The sequence below is a fragment of the Pseudomonas sp. Y3 TE3536 genome (assembly GCF_053629175.1).
The window spans coordinates 1,709,176-1,729,929 of sequence record NZ_JBRJHU010000001.1 but is presented as its reverse complement, the minus strand read 5'-3'; the positions used below and the strand labels follow the sequence as shown (position 1 = coordinate 1,729,929).

General features: G+C 62.9%; 19 protein-coding genes. 6 read left to right on the top strand and 13 right to left on the bottom strand.

What is annotated here, in order from left to right:
- Positions 1-61: 61 nt before the first annotated feature.
- From AB7M33_RS07890 to tcyJ, 9 genes are all read right to left on the bottom strand, one after another.
- Positions 62-706, bottom strand: a complete 645-nt coding sequence (locus AB7M33_RS07890; protein ID WP_454242668.1) for a methionine ABC transporter permease — start codon at positions 704-706, stop codon at positions 62-64.
- Positions 696-1,805 carry a methionine ABC transporter ATP-binding protein gene (locus AB7M33_RS07885; RefSeq protein WP_099428060.1) on the bottom strand — a complete coding sequence of 370 codons (1,110 nt, stop codon included), beginning with the start codon at positions 1,803-1,805 and terminating at the stop codon, positions 696-698. The genes AB7M33_RS07890 and AB7M33_RS07885 overlap by 11 nt, the downstream gene beginning before the upstream one ends.
- A gap of 1 nt (position 1,806) precedes the next feature.
- The gene (locus tag AB7M33_RS07880; RefSeq protein WP_085273879.1) at positions 1,807-2,607 is read right to left on the bottom strand and encodes a MetQ/NlpA family ABC transporter substrate-binding protein; all 801 of its coding nucleotides are present in this window, start codon (positions 2,605-2,607) and stop codon (positions 1,807-1,809) included.
- On the bottom strand, positions 2,600-3,991 hold the full coding sequence (locus AB7M33_RS07875; protein WP_454242667.1) for an LLM class flavin-dependent oxidoreductase: 1,392 nt from the start codon (positions 3,989-3,991) through the stop codon (positions 2,600-2,602). The genes AB7M33_RS07880 and AB7M33_RS07875 overlap by 8 nt, the downstream gene beginning before the upstream one ends.
- Positions 3,991-5,172, bottom strand: a complete 1,182-nt coding sequence (locus tag AB7M33_RS07870) for an SfnB family sulfur acquisition oxidoreductase (protein WP_027595165.1) — start codon at positions 5,170-5,172, stop codon at positions 3,991-3,993. The genes AB7M33_RS07875 and AB7M33_RS07870 overlap by 1 nt, the downstream gene beginning before the upstream one ends.
- Positions 5,173-5,306: 134 nt before the next feature.
- Complete coding sequence (locus AB7M33_RS07865) at positions 5,307-6,548, bottom strand: SfnB family sulfur acquisition oxidoreductase (RefSeq protein ID WP_027595166.1); 1,242 nt, start codon at positions 6,546-6,548, stop codon at positions 5,307-5,309.
- Positions 6,549-6,887: 339 nt separating this feature from the next.
- Entirely contained in the window at positions 6,888-7,646 is a 759-nt protein-coding gene (gene tcyN, locus AB7M33_RS07860) for an L-cystine ABC transporter ATP-binding protein TcyN (RefSeq protein WP_454242666.1), read from the bottom strand.
- 2 nt (positions 7,647-7,648) lie between these two features.
- Complete coding sequence (gene tcyL / locus AB7M33_RS07855) at positions 7,649-8,317, bottom strand: cystine ABC transporter permease (RefSeq protein ID WP_027595168.1); 669 nt, start codon at positions 8,315-8,317, stop codon at positions 7,649-7,651.
- Positions 8,314-9,108: a cystine ABC transporter substrate-binding protein gene (gene tcyJ / locus AB7M33_RS07850; protein WP_265969177.1), complete on the bottom strand. Its 795-nt coding sequence runs from the start codon at positions 9,106-9,108 to the stop codon at positions 8,314-8,316. The genes tcyL and tcyJ overlap by 4 nt, the downstream gene beginning before the upstream one ends.
- 270 nt (positions 9,109-9,378) lie before the next feature.
- Between tcyJ and epsC the strand changes: the two genes are divergently transcribed.
- Together epsC and betT are read left to right on the top strand one after the other, a co-directional pair.
- Complete coding sequence (gene epsC / locus AB7M33_RS07845) at positions 9,379-10,311, top strand: serine O-acetyltransferase EpsC (protein WP_099428064.1); 933 nt, start codon at positions 9,379-9,381, stop codon at positions 10,309-10,311.
- A 334-nt stretch (positions 10,312-10,645) separates the two neighbouring features.
- A complete protein-coding gene (gene betT / locus AB7M33_RS07840; protein ID WP_172960398.1) occupies positions 10,646-12,607 on the top strand; it encodes a choline transporter BetT in 1,962 nt (653 codons plus the stop codon).
- A 114-nt stretch (positions 12,608-12,721) separates the two neighbouring features.
- Here betT and tauD read toward each other — a convergent pair whose 3' ends face one another.
- From tauD to tauA, 4 genes are read right to left on the bottom strand one after another with little or no spacing between them, the layout of a single operon-like run.
- Complete coding sequence (gene tauD / locus AB7M33_RS07835) at positions 12,722-13,555, bottom strand: taurine dioxygenase (protein ID WP_454242665.1); 834 nt, start codon at positions 13,553-13,555, stop codon at positions 12,722-12,724.
- Between the two features lie 45 nt (positions 13,556-13,600).
- Positions 13,601-14,440, bottom strand: coding sequence for a taurine ABC transporter permease TauC (gene tauC / locus AB7M33_RS07830; protein WP_099428066.1), 840 nt, complete (start codon positions 14,438-14,440; stop codon positions 13,601-13,603).
- The gene (gene tauB, locus AB7M33_RS07825; RefSeq protein ID WP_027595174.1) at positions 14,437-15,225 is read right to left on the bottom strand and encodes a taurine ABC transporter ATP-binding subunit; all 789 of its coding nucleotides are present in this window, start codon (positions 15,223-15,225) and stop codon (positions 14,437-14,439) included. Before tauB ends, tauC begins: the two co-directional genes overlap by 4 nt.
- Before the next feature lie 13 nt (positions 15,226-15,238).
- On the bottom strand, positions 15,239-16,210 hold the full coding sequence (gene tauA, locus AB7M33_RS07820) for a taurine ABC transporter substrate-binding protein (RefSeq protein ID WP_454242664.1): 972 nt from the start codon (positions 16,208-16,210) through the stop codon (positions 15,239-15,241).
- Between the two features lie 499 nt (positions 16,211-16,709).
- Between tauA and AB7M33_RS07815 the strand changes: the two genes are divergently transcribed.
- The 4 genes from AB7M33_RS07815 (at position 16,710) to AB7M33_RS07800 (ending at position 20,731) form a co-directional block, all read left to right on the top strand.
- Positions 16,710-18,044 carry an OprD family porin gene (locus AB7M33_RS07815; protein ID WP_099428068.1) on the top strand — a complete coding sequence of 445 codons (1,335 nt, stop codon included), beginning with the start codon at positions 16,710-16,712 and terminating at the stop codon, positions 18,042-18,044.
- 165 nt (positions 18,045-18,209) lie between these two features.
- Positions 18,210-18,848: a peroxiredoxin gene (locus tag AB7M33_RS07810; protein WP_027595177.1), complete on the top strand. Its 639-nt coding sequence runs from the start codon at positions 18,210-18,212 to the stop codon at positions 18,846-18,848.
- A 229-nt stretch (positions 18,849-19,077) separates the two neighbouring features.
- Positions 19,078-19,671 (top strand): NADPH-dependent FMN reductase, encoded by a 594-nt coding sequence (gene ssuE, locus AB7M33_RS07805; protein WP_027595178.1) that lies wholly within the window; start codon positions 19,078-19,080, stop codon positions 19,669-19,671.
- A gap of 94 nt (positions 19,672-19,765) precedes the next feature.
- Positions 19,766-20,731 carry a sulfonate ABC transporter substrate-binding protein gene (locus AB7M33_RS07800; RefSeq protein ID WP_027595179.1) on the top strand — a complete coding sequence of 322 codons (966 nt, stop codon included), beginning with the start codon at positions 19,766-19,768 and terminating at the stop codon, positions 20,729-20,731.
- Positions 20,732-20,754: the final 23 nt, after the last annotated feature.

The following is a 20,754-nucleotide window of genomic DNA, read 5'->3' as shown; positions in this document are numbered from 1 at the left end:
TCCTACAAGAATCGCGACCCCTATAGAAGCAGCCTTGCCGGGGCGCCGGACCGCTAACGACTCACCGCTTGTTCAACCCCTTCGCCAGCAGATCCCCACCCAGTTGAATCAACGCCACCAACGCCACCAGCATGGCGATCACGGTCAGCATGATCTGGCTGTCGAAGCGCTGGTACCCATACCGATAGGCAATGTCGCCCAGCCCACCGGCGCCAATCGCCCCGGCCATGGCTGACGAGTTGATGAGGGTCACCAGGGTAATGGTGAACCCCCCGACGATGCCGGGCAGCGCCTCGGGCAGCAGCACATGCCAGACGATGTGCCAGCGCCGGCAGCCCATGGCTTGCGCCGCTTCCACCAGGCCGTGGTCCACTTCGCGCAAGCTCACCTCGGCAATCCGGGCAAAGAAGGGGGTGGCGGCGATGGTCAACGGCACCACGGCCGCCCACACGCCATAGGTGGTGCCTACCACCAGGCGGGTGAAGGGGATCAGCGCGACCATCAGGATCAGAAACGGGATCGAGCGGAACAGGTTGACGAACGCGCCCAGCACCCGGTTCAGCAGCGGTGCCTCGAAGATGCCGCCCTTGTCGCTGGTGACCAGCAGCACCGCCATCGGTACACCGACCAACAGCGCGATCAGCGACGACACGCCGACCATCAGCAGGGTGTCGAGCAAGCCTTCAAGCAGGCGATCAAACCACATGGCCCAGTACCTCCACGTCTTCGGCCCAACGGCGGGCACGCTCCAACAATTGGTGGGTGTCGTGTGGCGAATGCTGCACCGACAGGATCAACTGCCCCAGGGCATGCTCACCGATGGTTTCAACGCCACCTTGCAGCAGGCGCACGCGGCCGCCGAGGTCGGTGAACAGGGCAGAAAGCTCCGGCTCGCCGAGCAAGGTCAGCTTGAGCACCACGGCGCTGTCGCGGCTCTGCGGGCTGGCCTTGAGGCTGGCCTGCAAAGTCGCGGGCAGCTTGGCCTGCAAGGGCGCGAGCAAGGTCCGCGTCACTTCATGGCGCGGTGTGCCGAATACCCGCCAGACTTCCCCTTGCTCGACCACTTCGCCGCGCTCCAGCACCACTACGCGGTGGCAGATATCGCGGATTACCGCCATTTCATGGGTGATCAGCACGATGGTCAGGCCCAGGCGCTGGTTGATGTCACGCAGCAGTTCAAGGATCGAGGCCGTGGTTTCAGGGTCGAGTGCCGAGGTGGCCTCGTCGCACAAGAGAATCTCGGGGTCGTGCACCAGCGCCCGGGCGATGCCGACGCGTTGCTTTTGCCCGCCCGACAACTGCGCGGGGTAGACGTGGTGCTTTTCCTGCAGGCCGACCAGCTCCAGCAGTGCGCGCACCTTGCGCTGGCGCTCGGCCTTGGGCACGCCGGCCACTTTCAGTGGCAGCTCGACGTTCTGCCACACGGTCTTGGCCGACATCAGGTTGAAGTGCTGGAAGATCATGCCGATGCGCCGGCGCAGCGTAACCAAGCGGTCCTCGTCGAAGGGCGCGATGTCCACCTGGTCGATCAGCACGCGGCCCTGGCTGGGTTGTTCCAGGCGGTTGATGGTGCGCAGCAGCGACGACTTGCCGGCGCCGCTGCGGCCGATGATGCCGAAGATCTCGCCATGGCGGATGTTCAGGTCGATGCCTTGCAAGGCAGGCTGAGCCTGGCCAGGGTAGGTCTTGCCGAGGCCGATGAAGCGCACGTGGGCTTCGTTGACCTCTGGGCGCAGGGCCTGTTCCTTGGCCGTTGGCGGCAATGGTTGGGGTGTCGGCGCCCTGAGCGCGCTGGCCTGGCTCATGTCAGCCCTCCCAACCGGCCTGGTAGAGGTTGCCGTGGGCTTTGTTCAAGGCCGCGCGCACCGCGGGCGAGTGCTGGTAGATATCGACGAACTTGGCCAGGCGCGGGTCGTCCTTGCTTTGCGGGCGAATGACGAACTGGATCACGTACTCTTTGTTTTCCAGGCCATCGAACAGCAGCGCGGAGGTGGCGTCGAAGCTGTTGGCCAGGCGGATGTAGGCCGGGTAGCCCTGAACCAGGTCGGCGTCATCATAGGCGCGCACCAGTTGCACCGCCTCGACCTGAAGGATTTTAAGGTGCTTGGGGTTGGCGATGATGTCGTCTTCCGTGGCCTTGTAGCCGACCCCAGGTTTAAGCGTGATCAGCCCCGCCTTGGCCAGTAGCTGCAGGCCACGGCCGCTGTTGATCGGGTCGTTGGCGATGGCCACGCTGGCGCCTTCGGGTAGCTCGGCGAAGCTTTTGTACTTTTTCGAGTACAGGCCGACGTTGTTGATGATGCCTGGCGCGTAGGGCACCAGGTTGAAGCCCGCAGCGGCCTTGGCGTTTTCCAGGAACGGGATGTGCTGGAAGTAGTTCACGTCGATGTCGCCGCTGTTGAGGCTGACATTGGGGGCTATCCAGTCGCTGAACTCGATCAGCTTCACGTCCAGGCCTTGCTTGTGGGCTTCTTCCACGGCGGTTTCCAGGGGAATCGCAAAGGCGGAGGTGGTACCGATTTTCAAAGGCTCGGCGGCGAAGGCGCTGGCGGACAGGCCAAGGGTGACCGCAATGGCCGCGACGGGCCGGAACAGTTTCTCAAGCATGGTGCAGGGCTCCAGTCGGGGCAGGGGTTGGGGTAAAGCGGTAGCGCGAGCCGGGATGGCTGGCGGGCAGGTGCGGGTGGTCGGTATCGAACAACTTCTCGCGCAGGGTGCCCTCGGCGTAGGCGGTCTTGTAGCGGCCACGCTGTTGTAGCTGCGGGATGACCAGGTCGATGAAATCCTCAAAGCTTTCTGGGGTGACGGTGCGGGTCAGGTTGAAGCCGTCCAGCCCGGTTTCGTCGAGCCAGGCGATCAGGGCATCGGCGACCTGTTCAGGGCTGCCGACCAGGGTCACGTAGCGCCCGCCCAGGGCGTGCTGATCAAGCAGGCGGCGGCGGGTCCAGGCGTTTTCCTGCAGCTGGCGCGTGGCCGACTGGATGGCGTTGCCCTTGCTGAAGCCGATCGGCTCGTCCAGCCCATAGGCCGCAAAGTCGATGCCGGTGGAGGCGGCAAAGTGCGCCACGCCGGCCTCGGGGCTGGCATGGCGCAGGTACTCGGCATGCTTGGCTTGGGCCTGTTGCTCAGTGGGGGCGACGATCACCGTGATGCCCATGAACACCTTGACCGCCTGCGGATCGCGGCCCGCCGCCTTGGCGGCCGCGCGCACCTTGTCGACCTGGGCGCGGGTGGCGGTTTTGTCCTGGCCGCTGATGAACACGCACTCGGCATGGTTGCCGGCAAAGGCGAGGCCGCGCGGGGAACTGCCCGCCTGGAACAACACCGGTGTGCGTTGCGCTGAGGGCTCGCACAGGTGGTAGCCCTCGACGTTGTAGAACTCACCGTGGTGGCTGACCTTGCGCACCTTGTCGGGCTGGGCGTAGACGCGCTGCTCGCGGTCGGCGACCACGGCATCGTCAGCCCAGCTGCCTTCGAGCAGTTTGTACAGCACCTGCAGGTACTCGTCGGCCTGGTCGTAGCGCCGATCATGCTCGGGTTGCTGCTCCAGGCCCATGGCGCGGGCCGCGCTGTCGAGGTAGCCGGTGACGATGTTCCAGCCGACCCGGCCATTGGTGAGGTGGTCGAGCGTGGAAAGGCGCCGGGCGAACAAGTAAGGCGCCTCGTAAGTGAGGTTGGCGGTAAGGCCGAAGCCCAGGTTGCGGGTGACGGCAGCCATGGCTGAGACCAACAGCAGGGGGTCGTTGACGGGTAGCTGGATCGACTCCTTGAGCGTTACCTCCAGCGACTGGCCATAGATGTCGTAGGTGCCGACGATGTCGGCGATGAACAGGCCGTCGAACAAGCCCCGTTCCAGCAGGCGTGCCAGGTCGGTCCAGTATTCAAGCGTCTTGTACTGGGTCGAGGTATCCCGCGGGTGGGTCCACAGGCCATGGTTGATGTGCCCGATGCAGTTCATGTTGAAGGCATTGAGCAGAATCTGTTTGGCCATCAGATCGTCCCCCGGCGCGGCGGGTTTTCGTTGTTCAGGTAGTAGTTGCCGATGGCGTGGTACTTCCAGCGCACTGGGTCGTGCAGGGTGTGCACGCGGGCGTTGCGCCAGTGGCGATCGAGGTTGTGCTCGGCGAGGGTGGCCTGGCTACCGGCCAGTTCGAACAGCGTGGTGCCGGCGGCGAGGGAAATCTCGGTGCTGATGGCGCGTGCTTCGGCCACGGCAATGGAGGCGGCGGCGACGTTGTCGGCGCTGCTGTCTTGCTGGGCGCGGTCGAGGTATTCACCGGCGCGTTCGAGCAGGGCTTCGGTGGCGTGCAGGCGGATCGCCAGTTGGCCGAAGCTTTTCAGGGTCAAGGGGTCTTCGCTGGCCTTGTCCAGGCCCGAGTCGACCCAGGGGCGGCTGCGGGTGCGCACGAAGTGCAGGGCATCTTCGTAGGCGGCGCGGGCGATGCCGGTGTCGATGGCGGCGTGGAGAATCTGTGCCAGTGGGCCGACCGGGGTCGGGCGTTCGAAGGCGCTCTGGAAGGGGACTACGTCTTGGGCGCTGACCCACACGTTGTCGAATACCACCGAACCACTGCCGGTGGTGCGCTGGCCGAAGCCGCTCCAGTCGTCGATCACCTGCAGGCCTTGGCTGTCGGCGGGGACGAAGGCCAATTGTTGCACGCCATCGTCATCGATCACCGAGGTCGGGATGCGCTGGGCGTAAAGGGCACCGGTGGAATAGAACTTGCGGCCATTGATACGGAACCCATCACCGTCGCGGCTCAGGCGGGTGGTGCGGTCGTTGGCGGTCTTGGTGCCCAGTTCGGCCAGGGCATTGCCAAAGCGCCGGCCGGCCAGCACTTCGGCGTACAGGCGTTGCTGTTGTTCAGGGCTGCCGTTTACCCGCAGCACTTCCAGGGCATAGAAGTGGTTTTGCGGGATTTGCCCCAAGGAGCCATCGGCCTGGGCGATGCGGGCGATGACTTTGGCCAGGGTGACGTTGGACACACCGGCGCCGCCGAACGCCTTGGGCACGCTGATGGCCCACAGGCCGGAGCGGGTGAACAGGTCGAGTTCGGCGTGGGGCAGGCGACGCTCGCGGTCGCGCAGGGCGCTGTCGCGGCGCAGTTGCTGGGCGATGTCTTCGGCGATGGCCAGGGCTTGGGTGTCGCTGGTGATGATGTTTGTGGTCATGGTGTTTCTCCGGGGGCCGCTGTGCGGCCCATTCGCGGGGCAAGCCCGCTCCCACAGACACACTGCACTGATCTCAGGTGTGGGAGCGGGCTTGCCCCGCGAATGGGCTGCGCAGCAGCCCCAAAGGCTGCAAATCAGATCCAGGAATGCCGCGCAGGCAGGCTGCCGTTCAGGTGGTAAGCGCCCACCGCGTGGTACTTCCAGCGCACCGGGTCATGCAGGGTGTGCACGCGGGCGTTGCGCCAGTGGCGGTCGAGATTGAACTCGGCCAGGGTGGCGCGGCTGCCGGCCAGCTCAAACAGCTTTTCGCTGGCCTGCAACGAGACCTCGGTGGTCAGCACCTTGGCCTCGGCCACGGCGATCGAAGCGCGGGCAGCAGAAGCGGCGTCGATGGGTGCGGCATTGACCTCATCGAGCACCCGCGCCGCCTTGCGCAGCAGCGCCTCGGCAGCGTGCAGCTCGAGCTTGAGGCGGCCGATGTCGGCGATCACGTACGGGTCGTCGCTGGCGCGCTCGACCTTGGCGTCGATCCAGGGCCGCGATTTGTCGCGCACAAAGCTGATGGCATCATCGATGGCCGCTTCGGCGATACCGGCGTCGATGGCTGCCTGGATCAACTGCGAAGCCGCGCCCTGGATATTCGGCGTGTCACGCTGGCGCCAGTTGTCGATCACCAGTTCCGCATCGACCGGTACCTGGTCGAGCAGCACGGTGCCGCTGGCGGTGGTGCGTTGGCCGAACCCGGACCAGTCATCGACGATGCGCAGCCCAGGGCTGCCGCGGCGGACGAAGGCCAGGCGCTGGCGGCCTTCGTCGTCCAGTGCCTTGACCGCCACCCAGTGGGCGTACAGGGCGCCCGTGGAGTAGAACTTTTCACCACTGATGCGATAACCGTCGCCTACGCGGGTGATCTTCGCCTTCAGGGTCAGGGTGTCTTTGGTGCCGCGCTCGGGGCCGGCATTGCCGATGCGCCAGCCGTCCAGCACGCTGCGGAAGATCACCGCCTGCTGTGCCTCGGTGGCGGTCAGGCGCAGCAACTGCAGCATGCCGAACTGGTTCTGCGGGATCTGCCCCAGGGCCGGGTCGGCGGCACTGATCAGGCGGAAGACTTCCGCCACGGTTTCGAACGAGACATCGGGGCCGCCATAGGCCTTGGGTACGCTGATGCTGCCCAGGCCGCTACGGGTGAACTGCTCGATCTCTGCCCACGGCAGTTTGCGTTGCTGGTCGCGGCGTGCGGCCTGCTCACGGGCCACATCGGCCAGCTCGCGTGCGGCTTGCAGGGCCTCGGCGTCGTTGCGCAGCACCTTGGCTGGCAGCAGCAGAGGCGAGCTGTCGACGTCGCTGTGGAAAAGGGTATTTGGCTGGCTGGACATCAGTACCGCTCCTTGGCTGCACTCAATGCCCTGGCGATACGCACTGGGGTGATTGTGATCCTGACCATTCCTAACCTCACAAAAGTAGATGCGTCGCTTCAGCTGATGGCGACAGACGTTTGCTGGTCCGGTGGTCCGGTGTATATACCCTAATGGCTTATCAAAAGATTATGAACTAACCTTTTGGAATATATATAGAAGTTGAGATTTGCGCAGCAGGTGCCGGCTTCTTCGCGGGCAAGTCGGACCGCCGCACCGCCGCTCCCACAGGGTGAGCATACAAACTGTGGGAGCGGCGGTGCGGCGGTCCGACTTGCCCGCGAAGAGGCCAGTACAGGTTTATTCCGAAGCTGCGGTACCCAGGAACTTGCGCAAGAACTGCCGGGTACGCTCTTCCTTGGGCGCCGCAAACAGCGCCTTGGCTTCACCCTGTTCGACGATCACCCCCTTGTCGAAGAAGATCACCCGGTTCGCCACATCACGGGCAAAACTCATCTCGTGGGTAACGATGATCATGGTGCGCTTCTCTTCGGCCAGGCCGCGGATGGTGGCGAGCACTTCGCCAACCAGCTCCGGGTCGAGCGCCGAGGTCGGTTCGTCAAACAGAATCACCTCAGGCTCCATCGCCAGGGCACGGGCAATCGCTACCCGCTGCTGCTGGCCACCGGAAAGGCGCCGCGGGTAGGCGTCTTCCTTGCCCGCCAGGCCTACCTTGGCCATCAGCTTGCGGCCCAGGACGATGGCCTGGTCGCGGGGCGTCTTCTTGACGATCACCGGGCCCTCGATGACGTTTTCCAGGGCGGTGCGGTGGGGGAACAGGTTGAAGTTCTGGAACACGAAACCGGCCTGCTGACGCAACCGGCGAATCGCGCTCTGCTGCCCACCCAGCGGGCGATTGGCATCGATGCTGATGGCGCCGATCTGGATCTGCCCGGCGTCGGGGGTTTCCAGCAGGTTGAGGCAGCGCAGGAAGGTGGTCTTGCCCGAGCCGCTGGGGCCGATGATGGCGACCACTTCGCCTGGCTGCACGGTCAGGTCGATGCCATTGAGCACGGTCTGGCCCTTGAATTGCTTGGACAGGCCTTTAACTACGATCATGCTCAATGCTCCTGGTCATGCTGGTTGACCCGCGCTTCCATGCGGTTCTGGAAGTGCGCGAGGATACTGCAGAGGATCCAGTAGATAACCGCCACAGCCAGGTACATGGTGAAGACTTCAAAGGTGCGCGCGGTAATCAGCTGGGCCTGGCGGAACAGCTCGGGCACCTGGATGGTCGCCGCCAGGGCGGTGTCCTTGACCAGCGAGATGAAGCTGTTGCCCAGCGGCGGCAAGGCCGTACGCAGGGCTTGCGGCAGGATGGCCCGGCGCATGGCCTGGGTGCGGGTCATGCCGATGCTGGCAGCGGCTTCCCACTGGCCACGGTCGATCGAGGAAATCGCCGCACGCAGGATTTCGCAGATGTAAGCAGCCATGTTCAGCGACAGGCCGATCAGCGAGGCCGGGATGGGGTCGAGTTCGATACCGATCTGCGGCATGCCGAAGTAGATCACGAACAGCTGCACCAGCAGCGGCGTGCCCCGGAAGAACGACACGTAGATGCGTGCCAGCCAGTTCAGCGGCAACATCTTCGACAGCCGCATCAGCGCCAGGGCAAACCCCAGCACCAGGCCGAAGAACATGCCACCGACACTGAGCAGCACCGTATAACCCGCGCCCTTCAGCAGGAAGGGCGTGGAATCGACAACGAGTTGCAGGCTTTCAGCGATCATTTAGTGACATCGGCACCGAAGTATTTTTCCGACAGCTTGGCCAGCGTGCCGTCGGCCTTGAGCTTGTCGATGGCCTTGTTGAGGGCCGCCAGCAACTCAGGTTCGCCTTTGCGCAGGGCCACGCCGCTTTCCAGGCGCGAGAAGGCATCGCCGGCAAGCTCGGTGTCCTTGGCTTTTTGCGCGTATTCCAGTGCGGCCAGGCGGTCGATCAGGATCGCGTCGATGCGGCCGTTGCGCAGGTCGGCGAATTTGGTCGGGTCGTCCTCATAGGTGCGGACTTCGGCTTTGGGCACGTCCTGATTCACCCACTGCTCGTAGTTGGTGCCCAGGCCGACGCCGACTTTCTTGCCTGCCAGGTCCTGTGCAGTCTTGATGTTCAGGTCTGCGGCTTTCTTCTTCAGCACCAACGCCTGGATGCCGGAGACGGTGTAGGGCTCGGAGAAGTCGTACTTTTTCTTGCGCTCTTCGGAGATGGTCACTTGGTTGACCACCACGTCCAGGCGTTTGGACTCCAGCGCTGCAAGGATGCCGTCCCATTTGGTCGGCTGGATCTTGGCCTTGACCCCCAGCTCCTTGGCCAGCAGTTCCGAAAGCTCCACTTCGAAGCCGGCCAGCTTGCCGCTTTCATCCTGGAAGCTGAACGGTGGGTAGGTGCCTTCCAGGCCGACGTTGATCACGCCCTTTTCCTGAATGGTCTTCAATTGCTCGCCGGCGAAGGCCTGGCTGAGCAGGCCGGCACCCAGCAGGATGGCCAGGCTGGCGTTGAGTAGCGGTTTGGCGAATTTCGACATGTCAGGCCCCGCGCTTGGTGTGGAAGTAGTGGGTGGCGACTATAAAGTTGGCCGCTTAGGCCAGGAAATAATAAAAAATTATCTTATTATTCCGTTTTGTTTTTCTGCCGAGTGAAGTCAGCTTTGAGGGTAGGCCAGGATACTGGCGCCGTCATCGCGGCTTATGCCCGACTTAGCGCAGGATGGAATAAAGCGTTGTTTTTTCCAAGGGATGGATTTGCCGTAGAGTGGATTGCATAACGACAGATTGGCCCCAGGCAGGAGAACACCGTGAGCGAACAACCAACATCCGCGCATTGGCAGCTGCACAGCATCGTCAGTGGTTTGCGCAGCGCCCGTGAGCAATGGCGCAGCCGCAATGGCCGCAGCATTGGCGAGCAGGGCGGGCGCGAACTGCCCTCTCGCGAGGCCATGCGGCAGATTCTCGAGCAGTTGTGCGGGGCGCTGTTCCCGATGCGCCTTGGGCCGGTCGACCTGCGCGAAGAGAGTGAAGATTTTTACGTAGGGCACACCCTGGATGCCGCCCTGACCGCATTGCTGGCCCAGGCCCGCTTGGAGCTGCGCTACGCCGCCCGGCAGACGCAGGGTGGCCTGGTGTCCGTCGATGCCCAGGCACTGCGGCTGATCCAGGATTTTGCCGCGGCGCTGCCCAACTTGCGGGTATTGCTCGACACCGACGTGCTGGCCGCCTACCACGGTGACCCGGCGGCGCGCAGTGTCGATGAGGTGCTGCTGTGCTACCCAGGCATCCTCGCCATCATCCATCACCGCCTGGCGCATCACTTGTACCAGGCTGGTTTGCCGCTGCTGGCGCGCATCAGTTCGGAGCTGGCGCATTCGGCAACCGGTATCGACATCCACCCCGGCGCGCAGATCGGCCCGAGCTTCTTCATCGACCACGGCACCGGCGTGGTGATTGGCGAGACTGCGATCATCGGCGAGCGGGTACGTATCTACCAGGCGGTGACACTGGGCGCCAAGCGCTTCCCAAGCGATGAGTCGGGGACCTTGCACAAAGGCCTGCCGCGCCACCCGATCGTCGAGGACGACGTGGTGATCTATGCGGGGGCCACGATCCTGGGGCGCATTACCATCGGCAAGGGCTCGACCATTGGCGGTAATGTGTGGCTCACCCGCAGCGTGCCGGCCGAGAGCAACATTACCCAGGCCAACCTGCAGCTGGATTGCCAGGACAAGAACTGACCTGAGGTCTTTACTGGCTGTACCGGCCCTTTCGCGGGGCGAGCCCGCTCCCACAGAATCATCAGCCTATTGAGGCTAGTGATGTACCTGGGGGAGTGGGCTTGCCCCGCAAAAGGGCCGGTTCAGGCATGCACCGATCAGCACCCCGGTTCGCATCAAATCCCGATCCATGGTTAACTTGAACGCTTGTTCAATGAAAAAACGCTGGTCCGCTGCCGGTGTTCAACAGGAGGATTCCTTTGCTGAACCCGTTCATTTCGAACCTTACGTCACGTGACGAGGTGCATGCCCGATGAGTGCACCGACCCCCACCCTTGCCAACGGCAAGATGCGCATGAACCCTCCGGTGTTCTATTTCGCGGCAAGTTTCATCCTCATCTTCGGCCTCATTGTCATCACCAATCCGCAAGCCGCAGGCGACTGGTTGCTAGCGGCGCAGAACTGGGCGGCCAACACGGTCGGCTGGTACTACATGCTGGCGATGACGCTGTACCTGGTCTTCGTGGTGGTCACCGCCTTGTCCGGCTACGGCAAGATCAAGCTCGGTGCCGACCACGACGAACCCGAGTTCAGCTACTTGTCCTGGGCCGGCATGCTGTTTGCCGCCGGCATCAGCATCACGCTGTTCTTCTTCTGCGTGTCCGAACCGCTGACCCACATGCTGCAGCCGCCCCAGGGCGAAGCAGGCACGGCAGAGGCCGGGCGCCAGGCCATGCAGATCCTGTTCCTGCACTGGGGCCTGCATGGCTGGGGCGTGTTTGCCTTCGTCGGCATGGCGCTGGCCTACTTCGCCTACCGGCATAACCTGCCGCTGGCCTTGCGCTCGGCGCTGTACCCCCTGATCGGCAAGCGCATCAACGGGCCGATTGGTTACGCGGTGGATGGCTTTGGCATCATTGCCACGGTGTTCGGCCTCGGCGCCGACATGGGCTTTGGCGTGTTGCACTTGAATGCCGGCCTGGATTACCTGTTCGGTATCAGCCACAGCCAGTGGGTGCAGGTCGCGCTGATCACCCTGATGATGGGCGCGGCGGTGGCCGTGGCGGTCGCCGGGGTGGAGAAAGGCGTGCGGGTGATGAGCGACATCAACCTGTTCCTGGCCTGCGCGCTGTTGCTGTTCGTGCTGTTTGCCGGCCCTACCCAGCACCTGTTCAACACCCTTATCCAGAACCTGGGTGACTACCTCGGCGCCTTGCCCCGCAAGAGCTTCGACGTCTATGCCTATGGCGAAAACCGCGACTGGCTGGGCGGCTGGACGGTGTTCTACTGGGCCTGGTGGATTGCCTGGGCGCCGTTCGTGGGCTTGTTCATTGCGCGTATTTCGCGTGGGCGCACCATCCGCGAATTCGTCTTCGGCGTGTTGCTGATTCCCCTGGGCTTCACCCTGGCGTGGATGTCGATCTTCGGCAACAGCGCGTTGGACCAGGTCATCAACCATGGCATGACCGCGCTTGGTCAATCGGCGCTGGATAACCCGTCGATGAGCCTGTACCTGCTGCTAGAGACCTACCCCTGGAGCAAGGTGGTCATCGCGACCACGGTGTTTATCAGCTTCGTGTTCTTCGTCACCTCGGCCGACTCGGGCACTGTGGTGCTGTCGACTTTGTCGGCCAAGGGTGGTGACCCGGATGAAGACGGGCCTAACTGGCTGCGGATTTTCTGGGGCGCGATGACCGCGCTGATCACCAGTGCATTGCTGTTCGCTGGCAGCATCGATTCGCTGAAGTCGGCGGTGGTGCTGACCTCGCTGCCGTTCTCGCTGATCTTGCTGTGCATGATGTGGGGGCTGCACAAGGCGTTCTACCTGGAGTCCCAGCGGCAGATTGCGCAGATGCATTCGCTGGCGCCGTTCGCTCAGTCGCGTCGCGGGCGCGGCGGCTGGCGCCAGCGCCTGAGCCAGGCCGTGCACTTTCCGTCACGCGATGAGGTGTACCGCTTCATGGACGATGTGGTGCGCCCGGCGATTGCCGATGTGCGTGAGGTGTTCGAGCAGAAGGGCCTGGTGCTGATTACCCAGGACGACCCGAGCCACGACAACGTCAGCTTGAAAGTGGGCCATGGCGAGGAGCAACCCTTCATCTACCAGGTGCAGATGCGCGGCTATTTCACGCCGTCGTTTGCGTTGGGTGGGCTGGGTGCTCAGGAGTTGAAGAACCGCCGTTATTACCGGGCGGAGGTGCACCTGAGCGAGGGCAGCCAGAACTACGACCTGGTGGGCTACAGCAAGGAGCAGATCATCAACGACATCCTCGACCAGTACGAGCGGCATATGCAGTACTTGCACTTGGTCCGCTAGAACGCTGGGGCCGCTTTGCGGCCCTTTCGCAGCACAAGGCTGCTCCTACAGGATGTGCGATCCCCTGTAGGAGCAGCCTTGTGCTGCGAATGGAGGCCAACGGCCTCCCGCGGTTCAAAACGGCGCATCCCCCAAAATCGTCGCCCGGTGCATCACCCGCCGATTCGGCCGGTAATCATCCACCGCAAAATGCTGGGTCACGCGGTTGTCCCAGAACGCCACATCATTTTCCTGCCACCGCCAGCGAATGCTGAACTCAGGCCTGGTCGCATGGGCGAACAGCAGCTTGAGCAACGCGTCGCTCTCATACTCGTTCAACTCATTGATGCGCGTGGTGAACCCTTCGTTGACGAACAGCGCCTTGCGCCCGCTGACCGGGTGCGTGCGGATCACTGGGTGTGACAGCGGCGGGTTGTTGCGCCGGGTCGCTTCCCAGCGCGCCAGGTCTTCTGGCGTGGTGCCAAAACGCTCGAGCGGGAACGACTTGGTGAAGTCATGGGTGGCCGTCAGCCCGTCAAGCATCTCGCGCAGGGGGGCCGACAAGGCTTCGAGGGCGGCAATGCCACTGGCCCACAGGGTGTCGCCGCCATACGCCGGCAGTTGCTTGGCGCTGAGCACCGCACCCATCGCCGGGGTCGGCAGGAAGGTCACGTCGGTGTGCCAGACGGCGTTGTCGCGCACGTCGGTGACCGCCGTGTCGAGCACCAGCACCTGCGGGGTTTCCGGCACGTTGGGGTAGATCGGGTGGATGTGCAGGTCACCAAAGCGGGCCGCAAAGCGGGCTTGCTGGTCTGGGTTGATCGGTTGATCGCGGAAGAACAGCACCTGGTGCTTGAGCAGCGCTTGCTCGATGGCGTCGCGCTGCTCGGTGGTGATGTCGCGGCTGATGTCCACGCCGCTGATCTGGGCGCCGAGCGCCGGGCTGAGAGGGGTGATGGTCAGGCTCATGTCGGTCTCGATCTGTTTTTACTAGGCGCCGAAATGCCGGCGTGGTCAGTGACTTTGCCCGTGCCAGGGCACCAGCTTGCGTTGCAGCGCGCGCAGGCTCATTTCCAACGCGAAGGCGATCAGGGCGATCAGCAGAATGCCCAGCACCACCACGTCAGTGACCAGGAACTGCGCCGCCGACTGCACCATGAAGCCCAGGCCGCTGGTGGCGGCGATCAGTTCTGCGGCCACCAGGGTCGACCAGCCGACCCCAAGGCCGATGCGGATGCCGGTGAGGATGTCGGGCAAGGCGCTGGGCAGGATCACGTGGCGGATCAGTTGCGCCTTGGTCGCCCCCAGCGATTGCGCGGCGCGCAGTTTGGCCGGGTCGACGGTGCGTACGCCGGTGGCGGTGGCGATGGCAATCGGGGCGAAGATCGCCAGGTAAATCAGCAACACTTTCGACAGCTCGCCGATGCCGCACCAGATGACGATGAGCGGCAGATAGGCCAGAGGCGGAATAGGGCGGTAGAACTCGATCAGCGGGTCGAGAATGCCCCGCGCCACACGGTTGTAACCGATGGCGATGCCGACCGGGATGGCGGTCAGGGTGGCGGCGACCAGTGCCAGGCCGATACGGCCCAGGCTTGCCCCCAGGTGCTGCCACAGGCTGGCATCCATGTAGCCCTGGGTCAGTAGGGTCCAGGCCCTGGCCAGGATATCGCCGGGCGCCGGCAGGAACAGCGGCTCGATCCAGCCGGCGGCCGTCACCAGCCACCAGGCCAGCAGCAGGCTGGCCAGGGTCAGGGTGCTGATCCAGCGGGTAGCAAGCGGGCGGCGTGCCTTTTCAGCAGGCCGGGTGTGGGCGTCGCGTTTGCCGGTAACCGGCAGATCCAGGCTGCTCATGCGCGCTCCTGCAGGCTTTGGCGTTGGGAGAAGACCCGCGCCAGCACATGCTCGCGGGTTTCGATGAAGCGGGGGTCGGACTTGATCGCCCGGGCCGGCTCGCCCGCCGCGTAGCGTTGGCCGAAGTCCAACTGCAGGCGCTCGACCACACGCCCCGGGTTGGGCGCCAGCAGCACCAGCTCGCTGGCGAGGAACACCGCTTCTTCAATGTCGTGGGTAATCAGGAACACAGGCTTTGCGGTGCGCTGCCAGACCTGCAGCAGCAGCTCTTGCATCTGCTCGCGGGTGAACGCGTCGAGCGCGCCGAACGGCTCGTCCATCAGCAGTACCCGTGGGTCGGCCGCCAGCGCGCGGGCCAGGCCGACACGCTGCTTCTGGCCACCGGACAATTGCCATATGCGCCGCTCGGCAAACCCTTCCAGGTCGACCAAGGCCAGCATCTCGCGGGCCTTGGCCTCACGCTGGGCGCGCGGTACGCCGGCCAGCTCAAGGCCAAAGGCGACGTTGCCCAGCACGTTCTGCCAGGGCAGCAAGGCATCGTCTTGGAACACCACACCGCGTTCGGCGCTGGGGCCGTTGACCGGTGCACCGTCAAGGGTGATGCGGCCGCCGCTGGGGGCGACGAAGCCGGCGATCAGGTTGAGCAGCGACGTCTTGCCGCTGCCGGATGGCCCGAGGGCCACCAGCAGCTGGCGTGGACCCAGGCTCAGGTTGATGTCGGCCAGCACCGGGGTGCTGGCGCCAGGGTACTGTGCGCTGATGCGCTCCAGTTCAAGCAAGGCCATGACGGGCTCCGGATCAGTTTGGAAGGAACTTGGCGCTGACGTACGGCGAGTAGTCCGGCAGCACCGCGTCGACCTTGCCTTGTTGCTTGAGGAAGGTGGCGGTGTCGGTCAGCGCTTGGGTGGTCGGTGCACCCAGAGCGTTGGCCTGGTCGGCGGCCAATGGGTAGACGTTGCCTTCCAGCAGCACCGGGATATCGCTGGCCTTGGCGCCGGACAGCTTGACCAGCTTGGCCACGTTGTCCGTGTTGGCCAGCCAGGCTTGCGGGTCTTTGCGGTAGTCGGCGTAGGCGTCGAGGGTGACCTTGGCGAACGCCTTGACCACGTCAGGGTGCTTGTCGGCGAAGTCCTTGCGCACGATCCAGGCGTCGAAGGTCGGTGCGCCTTTTTCGGCCAGTTCACCGGAGGTGATCAGCACCTTGCCGTTTTCCTTGGCCACGCCCAGGGCGGGGTCCCAGACGTAGGTCGCGTCGATGTCACCGCGTTTCCAGGCGGCGATGATCGCCGGTGGCGCGAGGTTGAGGATCTGTACCTTGGACGGGTCGATGTTCCAGGCCTTGAGCGCCGCCAGCAGGCTGTAGTGGCCGGTGGAAACGAAAGGCACGGCCACTTTCTTGCCGATCAGGTCTTGCGGCGTCTTGATGCTGTCGCGCGCCACCAGTGCTTCGCCCGCGCCGATCTGGGTGGCGATCAGGAAGGTCTCGACCGGCAGTTTGCGTGTTGCCGCAGCGGCCAGCGGGCTGGAACCGAGGTAGCCGATCTGCACGTCACCGCTGGCCACAGCCGTGATCACATCGGCGCCGTTGTCGAATTTGCGCCAGTCGATACTGGCCTTGCTGGCTTTTTCGTAGTCGCCATCGACCTGGGCCACTTTGGCCGGGTCAACGGTGGTCTGGTAGGCCACGGTCAGGTCGGCGGCCTGGGCCAACCAGCTGGTGCCGGCGAGGGTCAGGGCGGCGAACAGGCGCAGCGGAGCGTGCGGGATCATGGTTGAACCTCTCGTCAGGCAATCGATGTGATGGATGGCGAGAAGACTAAATGATCTAAGAAATCTAAAATAAATAACTTTTTAGAATTAGCTTAGGAGCCAAATGCTTTAAGCCGCGCGCCGTTGATGCCGCGCAATGGCGAAATCCGACAGGGCTGCTAGGCTTTTTCGTCCCTTAGAGCAGTATGGAATTAGGTTATGAGCAAACGTTTGCAAATAACCAACAGTTATGAACCAATGTGCCGTTTACAACAAAAGGCAGTAAAGGTTCCTAACATATTCCGGAAAAATCTTACAAATTCATAAAACGGTCATTTTGGATTTATAGGATTGTCATTATCCTGTAGCGCAGGTGGCGTCTTAGACCAAAGTCGCGAAACGTTTAGAAACGATTGACTTCATGGTCACGCTTTGGGACTAAATCGCCAATCCACGGTGAGCGGGGCAGCAGACCCCGCCTCCAGAGATACACAAGAATTAGAACGTAGAGGAGCAAAACATGTACAAGTCCAGCCTGGCTCTGGCCGTGGCACTGGGGGTTCTCGCCCAACAAGCAGGCGCTGCCGGTTTCGTTGAAGACAGCAAACTGTCGCTCAGCTCGCGCACCATGTACTTCGACAACAACAACCGTGAAGCCCACGGCGACCCTCGCCCGGACCAGCGTGAATCAGGCCAGGGCTTCAAGCTCGATTACATTTCCGGCTTCACTGAAGGCACTGTCGGCTTCGGCGTCGACGCCCAGGCTCTGTGGGGCATTCAGCTGGATGGCGGCCGCGGCTATCACAAGACTGGCTTCCAGCCTGACGATAGCGATGGTTCGGCAGTAAGCCAGTGGGGCCGCATCGGTGCCAACGCCAAGGCTCGCTTCTCCAAGACCGAAGCTCACTTCGGTAGCGCCCTGGCGCCTAACCTGCCGATCCTGGTTGCCAACGATGGTCGTCTGCTGCCGCAAACCTTCGAGGGTGGCACCATCCAGTCGAAGGAAATCGACAACCTGACCATCAATGCCGGTCAGCTGACCCACGCCATGGGCCGTGCTTCGACCAACCGCACCGGCCTGTCCGTGGCGGGCGCTACCCAGGACAGCAACAAGTTCCGCTACGGCGGCCTGGACTACAAGCTCACGCCAGACCTGACCCTGCAGTACTACTACTCGAACCTGGAAGACTTCTACAAGCAGCACTTCCTGGGCGCGACCCACGTGTTCAAGATTGCTGACGACCAGTCGTTCAAGACCGACCTGCGCTACTTCGACAGCAGCAGCGACGGCAAGAACGGTGAAGCTGGCTACCGCTTCAGCAACAACGGTGGCTATGCCAAGAACCTCGGCGAGGTCGACAACAAGACCTGGTCCGCCATGTTCACCTACACCCTGGGCGGCCATGCGCTGATGCTCGGCCACCAGCGCGTCAACGATGACGGTGGTTTTGTCTGGCTCAACCAAGGCAACGTCGTTGATGGCAATGGCCGCAACGAAGGCGCTGGTGGTTCCAGCTTCTACCTGTTCACCGACAGCATGATCAACCAGTTCGCCAAGGCCGGTGAAAACACCACCTTCGGTCAGTACTCGTATGACTTTGCGCGTCTGGGCGTGCCAGGCCTGAAAGCTTCGGTCTCCTACCTGAAAGGTGAAGACGGCAAGAACGCCAACGGCAACGGTACCTTCAGCGAATGGGAACGTGACGCCCGCGTCGACTACGTCATCCAGGAAGGCACCCTCAAGGGCCTGGGCGCGAGCCTGCGTCACGGTGTCTACCGTGGCACTGGCACCAGCTCGCTGGCTGACCAGGATCAGACCCGTCTGATCTTCAACTACACTTACAACTTCCTGTAAGCCGTAGCTGAACCAGAAGCCTCGCCTAGTGCGAGGCTTTTTTATGTCTGCAATTCGGTATGCTCTGTGGTTATAAATAAATCAGTATTTATTCTTTTTGTTTTTAACTGAATGCAGGCACATTGAACCCCACAAGGCCAGAACACAGCACAGGAGCCGCACCCCATGAGCCTCAAACTCGGCGACATCGCCCCCGATTTCGAACAGGATTCCAGTGAAGGCAAGATCCGCTTCCACGAGTGGCTCGGCAACAGTTGGGGTGTGCTGTTTTCCCACCCGGCCGACTTTACCCCGGTGTGCACCACCGAACTGGGCCTGACCGCCAAGCTCAAAGACGACTTCGCCCAGCGCGGCGTCAAGGCCATCGCGCTGTCGGTGGACCCGGTCGACTCGCACCACAAGTGGATCGATGACATCAACGAGACCCAGAACACCGTGGTCAACTTCCCGATCATCGCCGACGCCGACCGCAAGGTGTCCGACCTGTACGACCTGATTCACCCGAACGCGAACGACACCTTGACCGTGCGCTCGCTGTTCGTCATCGACCCAAACAAGAAGGTGCGCCTGACCATTACCTATCCGGCCAGTACCGGGCGCAACTTCAACGAGATTTTGCGGGTAATCGACTCGCTGCAGCTGACCGACAACTACAAGGTCGCCACGCCAGGTAACTGGCAGGACGGTGACGACGTAGTGATCGTGCCTTCGCTCAAAGACGAGGAGGAGATCAAGCAGCGTTTCCCCAAAGGGTATCGGGCGGTGAAGCCTTATCTGCGCCTGACGCCGCAACCTAATCGTTAAAGGATCCACGTTGCATTGCTCTTAGCCATAGCAGGGATTTCGGGCCGTTTCGACGGCCCTTTTTTATGCCTGAAGGAACGGTGTTGGCTTCTTCGCGGGTAAACCCGCTCCCACAGAGACCGTATTGGGGAATAGATAAAAAACGAATAAACAAATGAAAAAATATGATTTCTAGATATATGAACGGGCTGTTAATGTCACTCCCAACAGAACACAAGGAAGCGCTCCAATGCTGGTCGTCTCAATCGGTGGTAGCCCTGGTACCCGTTCACGCTCCGGCGTGTTGCTCGAGCGCTCGCGCCAGTGGCTGCAGCACCGTGGCGTCGAAGTGGTGACCTTCCAGGTACGTGACTTCCCCGCCGAGGACCTGCTCCATGCGCGCTTCGACAGCCCGCAGGTGCAGCACTTCCAGCAACTGGTGGCCCAGGCCGATGGCCTGATCGTCGCCACCCCGGTGTACAAGGCATCGTTCGCCGGCGCGCTGAAAACATTGCTCGACCTGCTGCCCGAGCGCGCCCTGGAGCACAAGGTCGTGCTGCCCATCGCTACCGGCGGCAGCATCGCCCACATGCTGGCGGTGGATTACGCGTTAAAACCGGTGCTGTCGGCACTCAAGGCGCAAGAGACCCTGCAAGGGATCTTCGCCGACGACAGCCAGGTCGCCTACGCAGAAGGCGCCAAGGCGGCACAGCTGGCACCTGCTCTGGATGAGCGCCTGCAGGACTCGCTGGAAACCTTCCACGTTGCCCTGGCCCGTCGGCCGCGCCCCGTGGCCCCCGGCGTACTCAATGAACGCCTGATCAGTGCCCGCTGGAGCATCTGACCCGGTTCAACGGCTTTATCGCGTCATCCACCTTACTCGCCCGTCAACGAGGCAAGCAGGTGCAACCCGAACCCCATTCGCACAGGAGAGCGCCATGCGCACAGTCTTCTTGCGTCGTGGTCTGGTCGCCCTGTTTGCGGCGGCTGTGTCCTTCGGCGCCATCACCCAAGCCCAGGCCGAGAGCCTGCGCATCGGTTATCAGAAATACGGCACCCTGGTGCTGCTCAAGGCCAAAGGCACGCTGGAGAAGCGCCTGGCCGAGCAGGGCGTGCAGGTGCAGTGGACCGAATTCCCCGGTGGCCCGCAGTTGCTCGAAGGCCTGAACGTCGGCTCCATCGACTTCGGCGTCACCGGCGAAACGCCGCCGGTATTCGCTCAAGCTGCCGGCGCCGACCTGCTCTACGTGGCCTACGAGCCACCGGCGCCGCACAGCGAAGCGATCCTGGTGCCGAAGGGCTCGTCGATCCAGTCGGTGAAAGACCTCAAAGGCAAGAAAGTCGTCCTCAACAAGGGCTCCAACGTCCACTACCTGCTGGTGCGTGCCCTGGAAGATGCAGGCCTCAAATACAGCGACATTCAACCGGTCTACCTGCCACCAGCCGATGCCCGCGCGGCATTCGAGCGTGGCAGCGTCGATGCCTGGGTGATCTGGGACCCGTACCAGGCCGCCGCCGAGAAACAGCTGCAGGCACGTACCCTGCGTGACGGCAAGGGCCTGGTCGACAACCATCAGTTCTATCTCGCCACCCGTGACTATGCCACCCAGCACCCTGCCGTGATCAGCACCTTGATCGATGAAGTGCGTGCCGTGGGCGAGTGGTCCCAGGCCAACCCGCAGGAGGTCACCGATCAGGTCGCGCCCCTGCTTGGGCTGCCTGCCGACATCACCCTGACCTCGGTCAAGCGCCAAGGCTACGGCGCTGCGCCGCTCACCCCTGAGGTGGTGGCCGCACAACAGAAGATCGCCGACACGTTCCAGGCGCTGAAGCTTATTCCCAAGCCGCTGAGCATCAAGGACGTGATCTGGACACCCCCGGCCAAGGTCGCCAGTGCGCCTTGATTGAATTGCCTGCGCCGGGGCGT

What these genes read in the sequence shown, in the direction of transcription:
- AB7M33_RS07890 (WP_454242668.1), bottom strand. Translation starts at nt 706, where the DNA reads ATGTGGTTTGATCGCCTGCTTGAAGGCTTGCTCGACACCCTGCTGATG.
- AB7M33_RS07885 (WP_099428060.1), bottom strand. Translation starts at nt 1,805, where the DNA reads ATGAGCCAGGCCAGCGCGCTCAGGGCGCCGACACCCCAACCATTGCCG.
- AB7M33_RS07880 (WP_085273879.1), bottom strand. Translation starts at nt 2,607, where the DNA reads ATGCTTGAGAAACTGTTCCGGCCCGTCGCGGCCATTGCGGTCACCCTT.
- AB7M33_RS07875 (WP_454242667.1), bottom strand. Translation starts at nt 3,991, where the DNA reads ATGGCCAAACAGATTCTGCTCAATGCCTTCAACATGAACTGCATCGGG.
- AB7M33_RS07870 (WP_027595165.1), bottom strand. Translation starts at nt 5,172, where the DNA reads ATGACCACAAACATCATCACCAGCGACACCCAAGCCCTGGCCATCGCC.
- AB7M33_RS07865 (WP_027595166.1), bottom strand. Translation starts at nt 6,548, where the DNA reads ATGTCCAGCCAGCCAAATACCCTTTTCCACAGCGACGTCGACAGCTCG.
- tcyN (WP_454242666.1), bottom strand. Translation starts at nt 7,646, where the DNA reads ATGATCGTAGTTAAAGGCCTGTCCAAGCAATTCAAGGGCCAGACCGTG.
- tcyL (WP_027595168.1), bottom strand. Translation starts at nt 8,317, where the DNA reads ATGATCGCTGAAAGCCTGCAACTCGTTGTCGATTCCACGCCCTTCCTG.
- tcyJ (WP_265969177.1), bottom strand. Translation starts at nt 9,108, where the DNA reads ATGTCGAAATTCGCCAAACCGCTACTCAACGCCAGCCTGGCCATCCTG.
- betT (WP_172960398.1), top strand. Translation starts at nt 10,646, where the DNA reads ATGAACCCTCCGGTGTTCTATTTCGCGGCAAGTTTCATCCTCATCTTC.
- tauD (WP_454242665.1), bottom strand. Translation starts at nt 13,555, where the DNA reads ATGAGCCTGACCATCACCCCTCTCAGCCCGGCGCTCGGCGCCCAGATC.
- tauC (WP_099428066.1), bottom strand. Translation starts at nt 14,440, where the DNA reads ATGAGCAGCCTGGATCTGCCGGTTACCGGCAAACGCGACGCCCACACC.
- tauB (WP_027595174.1), bottom strand. Translation starts at nt 15,225, where the DNA reads ATGGCCTTGCTTGAACTGGAGCGCATCAGCGCACAGTACCCTGGCGCC.
- tauA (WP_454242664.1), bottom strand. Translation starts at nt 16,210, where the DNA reads ATGATCCCGCACGCTCCGCTGCGCCTGTTCGCCGCCCTGACCCTCGCC.
- AB7M33_RS07815 (WP_099428068.1), top strand. Translation starts at nt 16,710, where the DNA reads ATGTACAAGTCCAGCCTGGCTCTGGCCGTGGCACTGGGGGTTCTCGCC.
- AB7M33_RS07810 (WP_027595177.1), top strand. Translation starts at nt 18,210, where the DNA reads ATGAGCCTCAAACTCGGCGACATCGCCCCCGATTTCGAACAGGATTCC.
- ssuE (WP_027595178.1), top strand. Translation starts at nt 19,078, where the DNA reads ATGCTGGTCGTCTCAATCGGTGGTAGCCCTGGTACCCGTTCACGCTCC.
- AB7M33_RS07800 (WP_027595179.1), top strand. Translation starts at nt 19,766, where the DNA reads ATGCGCACAGTCTTCTTGCGTCGTGGTCTGGTCGCCCTGTTTGCGGCG.